General features: G+C 40.9%; 10 protein-coding genes and 4 tRNA genes. 1 reads left to right on the forward strand and 13 read right to left on the reverse strand.

The features are described from left to right. Position 1: 1 nt before the first annotated feature. The 13 genes from rpoC to N6H18_RS02525 form a co-directional block, all read right to left on the reverse strand. Positions 2-4,315 (reverse strand): DNA-directed RNA polymerase subunit beta', encoded by a 4,314-nt coding sequence (gene rpoC / locus N6H18_RS02465; RefSeq protein ID WP_262310257.1) that lies wholly within the window; start codon positions 4,313-4,315, stop codon positions 2-4. 56 nt (positions 4,316-4,371) lie between these two features. Beyond that, on the reverse strand, positions 4,372-8,244 hold the full coding sequence (gene rpoB, locus N6H18_RS02470) for a DNA-directed RNA polymerase subunit beta (protein ID WP_262310258.1): 3,873 nt from the start codon (positions 8,242-8,244) through the stop codon (positions 4,372-4,374). Between the two features lie 133 nt (positions 8,245-8,377). Next, positions 8,378-8,758 (reverse strand): 50S ribosomal protein L7/L12, encoded by a 381-nt coding sequence (rplL, locus tag N6H18_RS02475; protein WP_262310259.1) that lies wholly within the window; start codon positions 8,756-8,758, stop codon positions 8,378-8,380. Between the two features lie 39 nt (positions 8,759-8,797). Further along, positions 8,798-9,328 (reverse strand): 50S ribosomal protein L10, encoded by a 531-nt coding sequence (rplJ, locus tag N6H18_RS02480; protein WP_262310260.1) that lies wholly within the window; start codon positions 9,326-9,328, stop codon positions 8,798-8,800. A gap of 54 nt (positions 9,329-9,382) precedes the next feature. Beyond that, the gene (gene rplA / locus N6H18_RS02485) at positions 9,383-10,081 is read right to left on the reverse strand and encodes a 50S ribosomal protein L1 (protein WP_262310261.1); all 699 of its coding nucleotides are present in this window, start codon (positions 10,079-10,081) and stop codon (positions 9,383-9,385) included. 12 nt (positions 10,082-10,093) lie between these two features. After that, positions 10,094-10,537 carry a 50S ribosomal protein L11 gene (rplK, locus tag N6H18_RS02490; RefSeq protein WP_262310262.1) on the reverse strand — a complete coding sequence of 148 codons (444 nt, stop codon included), beginning with the start codon at positions 10,535-10,537 and terminating at the stop codon, positions 10,094-10,096. 2 nt (positions 10,538-10,539) lie between these two features. After that, complete coding sequence (gene nusG, locus N6H18_RS02495) at positions 10,540-11,097, reverse strand: transcription termination/antitermination protein NusG (RefSeq protein ID WP_262310263.1); 558 nt, start codon at positions 11,095-11,097, stop codon at positions 10,540-10,542. A 21-nt stretch (positions 11,098-11,118) separates the two neighbouring features. Next, entirely contained in the window at positions 11,119-11,310 is a 192-nt protein-coding gene (secE, locus tag N6H18_RS18715) for a preprotein translocase subunit SecE (protein WP_262310264.1), read from the reverse strand. A 27-nt stretch (positions 11,311-11,337) separates the two neighbouring features. Beyond that, positions 11,338-11,410 (reverse strand) — tRNA-Trp (locus tag N6H18_RS02505). Between the two features lie 111 nt (positions 11,411-11,521). Next, entirely contained in the window at positions 11,522-12,709 is a 1,188-nt protein-coding gene (gene tuf, locus N6H18_RS02510) for an elongation factor Tu (RefSeq protein WP_262310265.1), read from the reverse strand. A 126-nt stretch (positions 12,710-12,835) separates the two neighbouring features. Then, positions 12,836-12,907 (reverse strand) — tRNA-Thr (locus tag N6H18_RS02515). Positions 12,908-12,921: 14 nt separating this feature from the next. Beyond that, positions 12,922-12,994, reverse strand: a tRNA-Gly gene (locus tag N6H18_RS02520). A 41-nt stretch (positions 12,995-13,035) separates the two neighbouring features. Further along, positions 13,036-13,121 (reverse strand) — tRNA-Tyr (locus N6H18_RS02525). Positions 13,122-13,349: 228 nt separating this feature from the next. On the opposite strand from N6H18_RS02525, the gene N6H18_RS02530 reads away from it, so the two are divergent. Next, positions 13,350-15,239 (forward strand): M1 family metallopeptidase, encoded by a 1,890-nt coding sequence (locus N6H18_RS02530; protein WP_262310266.1) that lies wholly within the window; start codon positions 13,350-13,352, stop codon positions 15,237-15,239. Positions 15,240-15,285: the final 46 nt, after the last annotated feature.

Below are 15,285 nucleotides of genomic sequence, written 5' to 3' on the forward strand. Positions count from 1 at the left end.
TTTACTCATTTTCTTGGTATGCTCTAGATCTGTTTGCAAACTCTTCTTTCGAGCTGACCAAAGAATCATATTCCTCTTGTGATCCTACGATCAAGTTTTGGAATGTTCTCTGTCCAGTACCTGCAGGAATCAAATGACCCACGATCACATTTTCCTTCAAGCCTTGCAATGAATCTCTCTTGCCTCTGATAGAAGCCTCACTCAATACTTTGGTTGTTTCCTGGAAGGAAGCAGCCGAAATAAAGCTTTCAGTTCCCAAAGACGCTTGAGTAATACCTTGAAGTGTTGGCTTAGATACTGCAGGTTCTGCATTTCTCACCGTCACCAACTTCAAATCCTTACGCTTCAAGCTAGAGTTTTCATCTCTCAATTGTCTAGAAGTAATTATTTGACCTGGTCTTAAGTTTCCTGAATCTCCAGCATCAGACACTACTTTCATGTCCAAGATAGAATCATTCTCCTCCATGAATTTGAACTTATCCACGATTTGGTTTGGAAGGAAACTAGTGTCTCCTGCATCAAGAATGATCACCTTTTGCATCATCTGTCTTACGATGGTTTCGATGTGCTTATCATTGATTTTCACACCTTGCAATCTGTACACCTCTTGAATCTCATTCACCAAGTACTCCTGTACAGCAGTAGGTCCTTTGATCGCCAAGATATCAGCTGGAGTAGTTGCTCCATCAGACAATGCATAACCCGCTCTCACAAAGTCATTGTCCTGTACGAGGATGTGCTTAGATAGAGACACCAAGTATCTCTTCATGACACCATCTCTAGATTCAATGAAGATTTCTCTGTTACCTCTCTTGATACCACCATAAGTCACCACCCCGTCGATTTCTGAAACGACAGCTGGGTTAGAAGGATTTCTCGCCTCGAACAATTCTGTTACTCTCGGCAGACCTCCAGTAATATCTCTAGACTTACCCATTGATCTTGGGATTTTAGCAAGGATTTGACCACCCTTGATTTGATCTCCAATTTCAACAGAAAGGTGAGCACCCACTGGGATGTTATACGTTCTATCTTCTTCACCGCTTCTAACAACGATCGCAGGGTTTTTGGTTTTATCCTTCGTATCGATAATTACCTTTTCTCTGTGACCTGTTTGCTCATCAGATTCTTCTTTATAAGTGATACCTTCTTCGATTGCCTCGAACTCAACAGTACCATCATATTCTGAAAGAATCACGGCGTTGTATGGATCCCAGCTACATAGCTGATCTCCTTTTTTAACTTTTTTCTTGTTCTTAACAGCTAAGAAAGAACCATACGGCACATGGTTACTGATCAACGTTTTTCCTGTTTCAGGATCGTTGATTTTGACCTCACCTGCTCTTGCCATGACGACATTCAATTCTTTGCCATCGTTGTTGACTGTTTTGATTGTTCTCAATTCTTCGAATTCAATCACACCGTCAAACTTAGCTACGATAGTTGCTTCAACAGCGATGTTAGAAGCAGTACCCCCTACGTGGAAAGTTCTCAAAGTCAACTGTGTACCAGGCTCACCGATTGATTGTGCTGCAATAACTCCTACTGCATCCCCAATCTGTGCCATCTGTCCAGAAGCCAAGTTTCTACCATAACAGTTAGAACAAACACCCTTTTTGGACTCACAAGTCAATACTGATCTGATTTCCACTTCCTCGATGGCAGATTCATCTACCTTGTTGGCCAGCTCCTCAGAAATCTCAATACCAGAAGGAATCAACAATTTGCCTGAAATAGGATCATACACATCATGTACAGATACTCTACCCAAGATTCTCTCTGACAAAGGTTCAACGATATCTTCGTTGTCCTTCAATGCAGAAACAACCAAACCTCTCAAAGTACCACAATCTGGCTCATTAACAACCACATCTTGTGCTACGTCTACCAAACGTCTAGTCAAGTAACCCGCATCCGCAGTTTTCAAGGCAGTATCGGCAAGACCTTTACGTGCACCGTGGGTTGAAATAAAGTACTCGATTACGTCCAGTCCTTCTTTAAAGTTAGACAAAATCGGGTTCTCGATGATTTCACCTACAGAACCTTGCAAGTTCTTTTGAGGCTTAGCCATCAAACCTCTCATCCCTCCCAACTGTCTGATTTGCTCTCTAGAACCTCTTGCTCCAGAGTGCATCATCATATAGATCGAGTTAAATCCTTGATTCTCTTCCTCCAATTGCTTCATCAATGTACCCGTCAACATTGAGTTGATTCGTGTCCAGATGTCAATTACTTGGTTATATCTTTCATTATCAGTGATGAGACCCATTTGATAGTTGGCCCATACTGCTGCTACTTCTTCTTTTGCTTGCGCAACCAATTCATCCTTCTCAGCAGGGATGTTGATATCACCCAATCCCATAGACAATCCGCCTTTGTATGCTGATTGGAAGCCTAGGTGCTTGATATCATCCAAGAAATTGGCAGTTCTTGCCATTCCTGAGATTTTGAATACGTGAGAAATGATCTGCTGCAGTTTTTTCTTAGTCAACAGTTCATCCACGAAACCTACTTCCTCTGGCACGAATTGATTGAACAATACTCTACCTGCTACAGTTTCGATGATTTTGGTGTCCAAGCCACCGTCTTCATTTCTAACTTTCGTTCTTACTTTGATGTAAGCATGTTTCGAAAGGCGCTCTTCGTTGATCGCAATGATTACTTCTTCTGCAGAGTAGAAAGTCATTCCTTCACCTTGGACCTTTTCAGTCTTGGTAGATCTTCTACCTTTGGTCACATAGTACAATCCCAAAACCATGTCCTGAGATGGTACTGTAATAGGCGCACCATTTGCAGGGTTCAAGATGTTGTGAGATGCAAGCATCAACAAAGAAGCTTCCAAAATAGCCTCATGACCTAACGGTACGTGAACAGCCATCTGGTCACCATCAAAATCGGCGTTGAATGCCGTACATGCCAATGGGTGTAGCTGGATCGCTTTTCCTTCAATCAATTTTGGTTGGAAAGCTTGAATACCCAATCTGTGAAGCGTAGGGGCACGGTTAAGAAGAACTGGATGTCCTTTCAATACGTTCTCCAAAATATCCCAGATGACAGGATCCTTTCTATCTACTATTTTTTTCGCAGACTTCACCGTTTTCACGATGCCTCTTTCGATCAACTTTCTAATGATAAAAGGCTTGAAAAGCTCAGCTGCCATTCCTTTTGGAAGTCCACACTCGTGCATTTTCAATTCTGGACCTACGACAATAACCGAACGACCAGAATAATCTACCCTTTTACCCAACAAGTTTTGACGGAATCTACCTTGCTTTCCTTTGAGCATATCACTCAAAGATTTCAAAGCTCTGTTTCCATCTGATCTTACTGCGTTTACTTTTCTAGAGTTATCGAACAATGAATCGACAGCTTCTTGAAGCATCCTTTTCTCATTTCTAAGAATAACTTCTGGTGCTTTGATGTCGATCAATCTCTTCAAACGGTTGTTTCTGATGATCACTCGTCTGTACAAGTCATTCAAATCAGAAGTCGCGAATCTACCGCCATCTAATGGCACCAATGGACGCAATTCTGGAGGTATGACAGGTACCATCTTGATAATCATCCACTCAGGCTTGTTCTCGATTCTAGTTTTCGCATCTCTAAATGCCTCAACTACTTTCAACCTTTTCAATGCTTCTGCCTTTCTCTGCTGAGAAGTATCAGTAGCTGCCTGGTGTCTCAAATCATAAGACAAAGTATCCAAGTCTATTCTTGACAAAGACATCTCTAGTGCATCCGCACCCATCTTTGCGATGAATTTGTTAGGATCTTCATCATCCAATAGTTGGTTTTCTCTTGGCAACTTATCCAAGATATCCAAATACTCATCTTCTGTCAAGAAGTCATTTCTATTGATTCCATCTTCTTCCTTGAGACCTGGTTGAATAACCAAGTATCGTTCGTAGTAGATGATTTGATCTAGTTTCTTGGTTGGGATACCCAAAAGATAACCGATCTTATTTGGTAGTGATTTGAAGTACCAGATATGAGCAACAGGAACCACCAATTCGATGTGTCCCATTCTCTCTCTTCTTACTTTCTTTTCAGTAACTTCCACACCACAACGATCACAGATAATACCTTTGTATCTGATTCTCTTGTATTTACCGCAATGACATTCCCAATCTTTAACTGGTCCAAAAATTCTCTCACAGAACAAACCACCCATCTCTGGCTTGTATGTTCTATAATTGATTGTCTCTGGCTGTGTAACCTCACCATGTGAGCTTTCCAGAATAGATTCGGGAGAAGCTAAACTTACTGTTACTCTCGAAAAGTCACTGCTTAGCTTTTTGCTTTTTCTGAATGCCATAATTCAATTTATAAGTTATGATCCCGAGTGACCGGGACCGAGTTATCATTAATAAATTAGTCTAAAGTGATTTCAAGAGCCAAACCTCTCAATTCGTGAACCAATACGTTGAATGATTCTGGGATATTAGGTTTATTCATATTTTCACCTTTTACAATCGCTTCATAAGCTTTTGCTCTACCGATCACGTCATCCGACTTGATAGTCAAGATCTCTTGCAGTACGTTGGCAGCACCAAATGCCTCCAATGCCCATACTTCCATCTCTCCAAATCTCTGTCCACCAAACTGAGCCTTACCGCCCAATGGTTGCTGAGTAATCAATGAGTATGGTCCTATTGATCTTGCGTGCATCTTGTCATCTACCAAGTGACCTAGTTTCAGCATGTATGCGATACCTACTGTAATCGGCTGATCGAATCTCTGTCCTGACAAACCGTCGTACAAATAAGATCTGCCATACTCTGGCAAGCCAGCTTCTTTCAACTCTGCGGCCACTTCTTCCATAGTCGCACCATCAAAAATTGGTGTAGCATATCTTCTACCCAATTTATGCCCCGCCCATGCAAGAACTGTTTCATAAATCTGTCCGATGTTCATCCTAGACGGTACACCAAGAGGGTTGAGACAAATATCCATTGGAGTTCCATCCTCTAGGAATGGCATGTCTTCTTCTCTTACCACTTTCGCGACAACCCCTTTGTTACCATGACGTCCAGCCATCTTATCACCTACTTTCAGCTTACGCTTCTTAGCAATATAAACTTTGGCCAATTTCACGATACCTGCAGGCAATTCATCTCCTACTTCTAGAGTGAATCTTTCTCTCTTGAAGATACCACCTATGTCATTTCTCTTCTTGTTGTAATTCTTCACAAGATCGAAAACCAAACCATTCACTGTTTCATCAGTCGTCCAGTTTTCCAAAATCAAGTCAGAAATCAAGTTAACCTCTTCGGCAACATGGTAACTGCTCTCATCACGGTAAACATTTCTCTCTGGGAACAAGTTTTCCTGAATGTTCTTGGCATTGAATTTCACGCCCTTAGACATGATTTCTTCACCAAACTTATGCTTGATTCCTTGACAAGTTTTACCTCCAAGTAGTTGAACCAGTTTATCAATGATTAGATTTCTAAGGTCTCTCAATTCTTTAGAATAATTGGCCTTCAAAATCTCCACTTCTTTCTTAGACTTAGCTCGCAAGTCTTTGTCTTTCTTAGGTCTTGAGAATAATTTGGTATCGATTACTACACCTCTCAATGACGGAGACGCTTTCAAAGAAGCATCCTTTACATCGCCCGCCTTATCACCAAAGATTGCTCTCAAAAGCTTCTCTTCTGGAGTTGGATCAGTTTCTCCCTTTGGAGTAATTTTTCCTATCAGAATGTCGCCTTCTTTGATTTCAGCACCTACACGGATGACACCATTTTCATCCAAGTTTTTGACTGCTTCCTCACTCACGTTTGGAATCTCAGAAGTCAACTCTTCCTCTCCACGTTTAGTATCTCTCACTTCCAAATCATACTCATCAATATGAATAGAGGTGAATATATCTTCTCTTACAACTCTTTCAGAAATCACAATCGCATCCTCAAAGTTGTATCCCTGCCATGGCATGTAAGCCACCATCAGGTTTCTACCCAATGCCAACTCACCATTTTGTGTTGCGAAACCTTCACACAAAGGCTGACCTGGTACTACTTTGTCTCCCTTGAAAACAATCGGCTTCAAGTTGATGCAAGTATCTTGGTTCGTTCTTCTGAACTTGATCAAATCGTAAGTAGTATGCTCGTCATTGAATGACACGATTTTATCGTTATCAGTCATGTCATACTTTACAACAATCTTAGTAGCATCAACATAGGAGATCACTCCAGTTTTCTCTGCCAAGATCAACGATCTTGAATCTAAAGCAACTCTCTTCTCCAAACCAGTACCTACAATCGGTGCTTCTGGTTTCAACAAAGGAACAGCTTGACGTTGCATGTTAGATCCCATCAAGGCACGGTTCGCATCATCATGCTCCAAGAAAGGAATCATAGATGCTGCAACCGACACAATCTGGTTAGGCGCCACGTCCATGTACTTCAAATCTGTCGGCCCTACTACTGGGAAGTCTCCTTCGAATCTAGCCTTGACCGTATCATTGATGAACTTGCCGTCATCAGTCAATGGAGCGTTGGCCTGTGCAATGTTGTAAGTATCTTCTTCTTCTGCAGTCAAATACTTCACATCACTTGACATATTAACTACGCCATTTTCTACCTCTCTATAAGGAGTCTCTATGAATCCCATGCTGTTTACTTTCGCATGCACACATAGAGAAGAAATCAAACCAATGTTGGGTCCCTCAGGTGTCTCAATCGTACAAAGTCTACCGTAGTGAGTGTAGTGAACGTCACGAACCTCAAAACCTGCTCTTTCTCTAGAAAGACCTCCAGGTCCGAGTGCAGACATTCTTCTTTTGTGTGTCACCTCTGCCAATGGATTCGTTTGATCCATAAACTGTGACAACTGGTTGGTTCCAAAGAATGAGTTGATTACAGATGACAAAGTCCTTGCATTGATCAAATCAATTGGCTTGAACTCTTCATTGTCTCTGACATTCATTCTTTCTTTGATAGTTCTTGCCATTCTAGACAATCCCACGCCAAACTGAGCGTAAAGCTGCTCACCGACAGTTCTTACACGTCTGTTGCTCAAGTGATCAATATCATCAACTACAGCCTTAGAGTTGATCAAACCAATCAAATATTTTACAATCAAGATAATATCAACTTTCGTCAATACTCTTGAGTCGTTACTTAAATCGAGTTGAAGTTTTCGGTTGATTCTATATCTACCTACCTCACCCAAATCATATCTCTTGTCACTAAAGAACAAGTTGTTGATGATATCTCTAGCAGTCTGCTCATCAGGTGCCTCAGTATTTCTCAACTGACGGTAGATTTGCTCTACGGCTTCCTTCTCAGAGTTAGAGTTATCTTTTTGTAGTGTATTGTAGATGATAGAGTAGTCCGTAATGTTTACATCCTTCTTGTGTAGGATAATAGACTTTGAACCAGAGTCCAAGATAGTCTCCACATCCTCCTCTTCGATAACAGAATCTCTTTCAAGAACTACTTCATTTCGATCGATCGATACTACTTCACCAGTATCCTCATCCACGAAATCTTCAGTCCAAGTTCTCAAGACTCTTGCCGCCAATTTTCTACCTACTACTTTGGCTAGATCTTTCTTGTTAGCTTCTACCTCTTCAGATAGGCCAAACAAATCAAGTATATCTTTATCAGATCCATAACCAATTGATCTCAACAATGTGGTTACGGGGAATTTTTTCTTTCTATCGATGTAAGCATACATGACGTTGTTTACATCGGTAGCAAATTCTATCCAAGAACCTTTAAAAGGAATGATTCTCGCAGAATAAAGCTTGGTACCATTGGTATGCTTACTTTGAGCAAAGAACACACCAGGCGATCTGTGAAGTTGGGATACAATCACACGCTCAGCACCATTGATAACAAACGAACCTTTGGCAGTCATATAAGGTATGTTGCCTAAGAAAACTTCCTGCTCGATCGTTTCGAAATCATCATTGTCATCGTCATTGCATGACAATCTCAACTTTGCTTTCAACGGAACAGAATAAGTCAACCCCCTGTCAATTGATTCATCCACATTGTACTTTGGAGGATCGACCAAATAGTCGATAAACTCAAGCACAAAATTCTCTCTAGAATCAGATATTGGGAAGTTTTCTGAAAACACTTTAAACAATCCTTCCTGAACTCTTTTTTCAGCTGGGGTTTCCAACTGGAAAAAATCTTCAAAAGATTGTAATTGAACCTTCAAAAAATCTGGGTAATCGATTACCGACTTTATTGAAGAGAAACTAATTCTTTCAGATTTATTTTTACTAGCCAAGGCCGTATAATTTTATGTTACAACAAATATGGAAATGTTTCTGTGCAAGCAGAAACAGGAAAAGACCTGATCCCAATTGTGGTCGGGACCAGGTCTAAATATTTAGACGTTTTTAAATAAAAACTGTCAAATCTTACTTGAGCTCTACTTCAGCTCCAGCCTCTTCTAGTTGCTTCTTCAACCCTTCAGCTTCATCCTTAGCTACGCCTTCTTTGACTGGCTTAGGAGCACCATCCACTAATTCCTTAGCTTCTTTCAATCCTAGACCTGTCAATTCTTTTACCAATTTAACGATAGCCAATTTAGCTCCTCCTGGTGATTTCAAGATTACGTCGAAAGTGCTTTTTTCTTCAGCACCACCTTCTTCTCCTCCAGCAGCACCAGCTACCATAACAGGAGCAGCAGCAGCAGCTGGCTCAATTCCGTACTCATCTTTCAATATAGTAGCTAATTCATTTACTTCCTTAACAGTAAGGTTAACCAACTGTTCAGCGAATTCTTTTAAATCTGCCATTTTCTTAAATAATTAAATTTTTATGATTTGAAACCTAAATTAACGTTCAGACAATGTTTTAAGCAACCCAGAAAGTGTCTGACCTCCACTCTGAAGTGAAGAAATAACATTCTTGGCTGGAGATTGTAACAACCCAACAATTTCACCAATAAGCTCATTTTTAGATTTGAGCTCGGCAAGCGTATTGAGGTGCTGCTCTCCTATAAAGAGATCGTATTCGATGGAAGCCCCTTTAAGTTTAAGCTTGTCTACTTTGTCTTCTTTTACAAATTTTTTGATAAGCTTAGCAGGTGCGTTTGCTGAATCTTGTCCAGTAAACATAACGCCTGAAAAACCCGTCAAAACTTCATCATTCAATGAAGAGAAATCAGCATCTACTGTTTCCAATGCTTTCTTAATCAAGGTATTCTTGATTACCCTGTATTCTATGCCACTTTCAAAGCATTTTCTTCTCAACTTATTAACCTGTGCTACGGTCATTCCTGCAGCACTGGTGAAGTAGAAATTTCCACTTGCCTTAAACTTGTCAGAAAGTTCTGCTATGATTTTAGCTTTTTCTTCTCTTGTCATCTTAGTTCTTTTTAAATCTTACCCTGAATGGGTTTGAAATAGTTAAAGCTAATTTTACAATCCAGTGATAGATCCCTTATCAACAGTGATACCTGGGCTCATGGTACTAGAAAGGCTAATTCCTTTCATGTAAGTACCTTTTGCACTTGCAGGCTTCAATTTTGACACGGTGTGAATCAATTCCAAAGCATTTTCTTTGATCATCTGAGGAGTGAAAGAAACCTTTCCAATACCTGCATGGATGATACCAAACTTATCTACTTTGAAGTCGATCTTACCAGATTTAACTTCTTTTACTGCTTTCGCCACATCAAGAGTAACTGTTCCAGATTTTGGGTTTGGCATCAAACCTCTTGGTCCCAATACTCTACCGATACGACCTACTTTGGCCATCACTGTAGGCATGGTAATGATTACATCAATATCCGTCCAACCGCCTTCGATTTTCTTGATATAGTCATCTAATCCGACGTGGTCTGCACCAGCATCCTTAGCTTCCTGCTCTTTGTCAGGTGTGCAAAGCACCAATACTCTTACGTCTTTACCAGTTCCATGAGGAAGCGCCACTACGCCTCTTACCATCTGGTCTGCCTTTCTTGGATCAACTCCTAGCCTAATGTCCACATCAACTGATGCATCGAACTTAGTTGTAGTAATTTCCTTCACTAGCTTAGCCGCTTCTTCAATGCCGTAGCTTTGAGTCTTGTCGTACTTTTCTGCAGCTAGTTTTTGATTTTTCGTCAATTTTGCCATTTTAATTTTAAATTAATTGGCCCAAGGGGCTTGTCCACTTACTTTGATTCCCATACTTCTAGCTGTACCTGCTACCAACTTCATTGCAGACTCTATTGTAAATGCATTCAAATCAGGCATTTTAGTTTCTGCAATTTCTTTGATTTGATCCCAAGAAACAGATCCTACTTTATCTCTATTAGATTCTGAAGAACCTTTTTTGATATTGGCAGCATTCAATAATAATACTGCGGCAGGAGATGTCTTGATTACAAAATCAAAAGATTTGTCAGTGTAGATAGTAATTAGAACAGGGAGTACCTGACCCGCTTTTTCCTGGGTTCTAGCATTAAATTGCTTACAGAAGTCCATGATATTAAGACCCTTACTACCCAACGCTGGTCCTACTGGAGGAGACGGATTGGCAGCACCACCCTTAATCTGTAACTTTAAGTAACCACTAATTTCCTTAGCCATTTCTACTCTGTTTTTTCTACTTGAATATAATTCAGTTCTACAGGCGTATTACGTCCAAAAATCTTAACCATAACATTAAGCTTTTTACGCTCTTCGAAGACTTCTTCGACACTACCTGTAAATCCATTAAATGGACCGTCCATTACTTTAACTGTCTCACCTACAATAAATGGCGTATCAAGCTGTTCTTCTTGCTCTTCTGCTTCATCTACTTTACCCAAAATTCGGTTTACCTCATTTTGACGTAGGGCTACAGGAGTCTTAGATGGTCCTCCATCATTGGCTCCTAAAAATCCTATTACACCTGGAATATTGGTGATGGTGTGTTGTACTTCACCATGATTGATGTCAGCAGAAATAAGAATATATCCTGGAAAGAAGTTTCTTTCACGGACTCTCTTTTTCCCATTTCTCATTTCATACACCTTTTCTGCAGGTATCATGACTTGAGGAATGAATTCCTCCAGACCCATTCTGGTAATTTCAGTTTCAAGATAAGACTTTACTTTCTTCTCCTGCCCACTGACAGCACGAACGACGTACCATTTTAATTCACTCATTATATCTAGGGCTTTAGGCTTTTATAGATTATGATAATACCAGTCTAATAAGTTCTCAAAGCTGAGATCTATCAAACCTATGAACAACGCAAAGATCAGGGAAGCGACTAGAACTAATACTGAACTACTCTGTAATTCTGAATATTTGGACCATGTAACCTTGTGGACCATCTCATCATACGACTCCTTAAAAAAATTAATCAGTTTCGTCATAGTACAAACCTTTGGTGTTAAACATTGCACGGGTGGAGAGACTCGAACTCCCAACCAATGGTTTTGGAGACCACTACTCTGCCAATTGAGCTACACCCGTGTATTCAGTTCCTTTAAAAAGGACTGCAAAATTAGGTAAAATAATTTGTATAAACAAATGCGCTTCATCGTAAAATGAAGCGCATTGTTATTATTTTATACGTTTTAGACCTTAGTCTAAGATTTCAGTTACTTGTCCTGATCCAACAGTTCTACCGCCTTCTCTGATCGCAAATCTCAATCCTTTTTCCATTGCGATTTTGTTGATCAAAGTAACTTCGATAGTCACGTTATCACCTGGCATAACCATTTCTACTCCTTCTGGAAGCATGATTTCACCTGTAACGTCAGTTGTTCTTACGTAAAACTGTGGTCTGTATTTGTTAAAGAAAGGAGTGTGTCTTCCACCTTCTTCTTTTGACAATACGTAGATTTCAGCTTTGAACTTAGCATGAGGATTAACTGATTTTGGCTTACAGATAATCATTCCTCTCTTGATTTGAGATTTTTCAATACCTCTTAGCAAAAGACCAACGTTATCACCAGCTTCACCTCTGTCCAATATTTTTCTAAACATTTCAACTCCAGTAACTGTAGATGTCATGTTTTCTGCACCCATACCGATGATATCGACAGCATCACCTGTGTTGGTAACACCTCTTTCGATTCTACCAGTTGCAACAGTACCTCTACCTGTGATAGAGAATACGTCCTCTACTGGCATTAAGAAGTCTTTGTCAACTGCTCTTTCTGGTAATGGAATGAAGTTATCAACTGCATCCATCAACTCTTCTACTTTAGCAACCCACTCAGGCTCGCCATTCAAAGCTCCAAGAGCAGAACCAGCAATTACAGGAATATCATCACCTGGGAAGTCATAAGCTGAAAGCAATTCTCTTACTTCCATCTCAACTAGCTCAAGCAATTCTGGATCGTCAACCAAATCCACTTTGTTCATGAACACAACCAAAGCTGGAACACCAACCTGACGAGAAAGCAAGATGTGCTCTCTAGTTTGTGGCATTGGTCCATCAGTAGCAGCAACCACGATAATAGCACCATCCATTTGAGCCGCACCAGTAATCATGTTTTTCACATAATCGGCGTGACCTGGACAATCCACGTGAGCATAGTGTCTTGTTGCAGTTTGATATTCGATGTGAGAAGTATTGATAGTAATACCTCTTTCTTTTTCTTCTGGAGCGTTATCAATAGAAGAAAAATCTTTTATCTGCGCTAGACCCTTCGATGCAAGAACTGAAGAGATCGCAGCAGTCAAAGTTGTCTTTCCGTGATCCACGTGACCAATTGTACCAATATTCACGTGTGGTTTCGAACGGTCAAAGGTTTCTTTAGCCATGTCTGAAAATTCCTATTTTAGTTAAAATTCTATTTAAATATAAAAATGCTACAACACTACGTGCAGCAACAAATTATCGCCAATCAATACCCTTCCTTCTACAAAAGGATCACTCAGACTATCAAGAGCCAATGACGGGATTTGAACCCGTGACCTCTTCCTTACCAAGGAAGCACTCTACCCCTGAGCTACATCGGCTGATTCAATAAATGAGCGGGAGACGAGGCTCGAACCCGCGACCTACAGCTTGGAAGGCTGTCGCTCTACCAACTGAGCTACTCCCGCTTATTACCTTTCTTCTCATGTATCCAACATGAGAAGGCCAATGGTGGGGGGAACAGGATTCGAACCTGTGAAGACATAAGTCAACGGAGTTACAGTCCGTCCCAGTTGGCCGCTTTGGTATCCCCCCTTTTGGTCATAAAATATAAGAACCATTCCCTTCAAGACTCAAAAGCATTACTCTCTCGTTTTTTAGGAAGTGCAAAATTATATGCTTTTGATTCTTATTCAAATTTTTGCAAAACTATTTTCGGTGGTTTTAAAACTTTTTCTGCTTTGCATTTTAAATCGCATTTAAACAGTGATTTTTGACACTTATTGCACATGGTATTTTCCAAAAAAATCATTTCAACATTTCATGAAAACAAAAAACAACATCCCCTCCCAACTCATTGCACTGATCCTAGCCATGACACTATTCAGTCAATGTAACTCTCACAAAGCTAACGAACCAATGAACACAGTAATCAAAGACAATCACTCCTATGCCAATCCATCAGAATCCATAGTTACCCACCTTGATTGGACAGCTGAGCTCGATTTTGAAAAACACATTATAGCTGCAACTGCTAAACTGACGTTAGACAATACGCCTCAGGTTAAACATGTCATCCTAGACACCAAAGGGTTGAACATTGTGGAAATTAAAAATCAAGATGGTGAAACACTAAACTATGAATTGAAGCCTGAAGACCCAATACTCGGTAGTGCCTTACTTATTGAGATAGATCCAGAGACGACAGAGGTGTCGATCACCTATCAAACCACACCCGAAGCGGAAGCCTTGCAGTGGCTCACTCCAGAGCAAACTCAAGGTAAGGTCAAGCCATTTTTGTTCTCTCAGTCTCAGGCCATCCTCGCTCGATCATGGATCCCCATACAAGACTCTCCAGGGATTCGTTTTACCTACACTGCTGAAGTAACCGTCCCCAGGGATTTATTACCTCTGATGAGTGCTTCTAATCCCGTGGAGAAAAACACTACTGGTACTTATCATTTTGAGATGAAGCAACCGATACCTGCTTATCTCATGGCGTTGACAGTTGGAGATATTGATTTTCTGCCCTTGGGTCAACGCAGTGGAGTCTATGCGGAACCCTCTATGCTAGAAAAATCAGCCGATGAATTTGAAGGGTTGGAAAATATGATTGCTGCTGCGGAAGAATTGTATGGTGCCTATCGCTGGGATCGATACGACATCATCGTGCTGCCTCCTAGTTTCCCATTCGGAGGGATGGAAAATCCAAGGTTGACTTTTGCTACACCGACGATCATCGCAGGGGACAAGTCGCTGATCTCTCTGGTGGCTCACGAACTCGCCCACTCTTGGTCTGGCAACCTGGTCACCAATGCTACATGGGATGACTTCTGGCTCAATGAGGGATTTACCGTCTACTTCGAAAACAGGATCATGGAGTCCCTCTATGGCAGAGAGTATTCCGAAATGCTCGCCATGCTTTCGCTACAAGACCTAAAGGCGGAAATCATAGAAATCTCCGCGACAAATCCTGCCGACACGCATCTCAAACTAAATCTGGATGGAAGAAACCCTGATGATGGTCTGACCGCCATCGCCTATGACAAAGGTTATTTCTTCCTAAGACTCATAGAAGAAACAGTTGGGAGAGAAAAGTGGGATGCTTTTGTCAAAAACTACTTCAACACCAATGCTTTCAAGGTAATGACCACCGAAGAGTTTGTCGAAATCTTGCAAAGGGATTTAATTGATGAGAATACGGTTGGGTTGGACAGCACCTTCTATCAGCAATGGATCTATGGGCCTGAACTGCCAGCCAATTGCCCTCAGCCTGTCTCTAACAAGTTTGACAATGTAGAAAAAGCACTGTCCAACTGGCAAGAGAACCATGATACTGTAACCCTTGATTCTAGCTATGGAAGTAGCCAATGGAGCACCCACGAATGGTTGCATTTCATCCGTCTGCTCCCAGAAAACTACGGGATCGAAGAAATGACCCTGCTGGATGATGCCTTCGATTTCACAAACAGTGGTAACAGCGAGATATTTGCGCTTTGGGCCGTCCAAATCATTTCGAATCAATATGAAGCAGGATATCCCAACTTAGAAAAGTTCCTAGTGCATACCGGCAGAAGGAAATTCCTCACCCCGCTCTACAAAGAGCTCATCAAAACTGAAGAAGGTACGGAGATGGCTCGAGCAATCTACCAGAAAGCACGCCCCAACTACCACTCTGTAGCATACAACTCCATCGATGCATTACTAAAATAAGACTATCAAACGGTACGAATGAGGACGATTCGTACCGTTTGTATTA

The organism is Reichenbachiella agarivorans (genome assembly GCF_025502585.1).
Classification (GTDB): Bacteria; Bacteroidota; Bacteroidia; order Cytophagales; family Cyclobacteriaceae; genus Reichenbachiella; species Reichenbachiella agarivorans.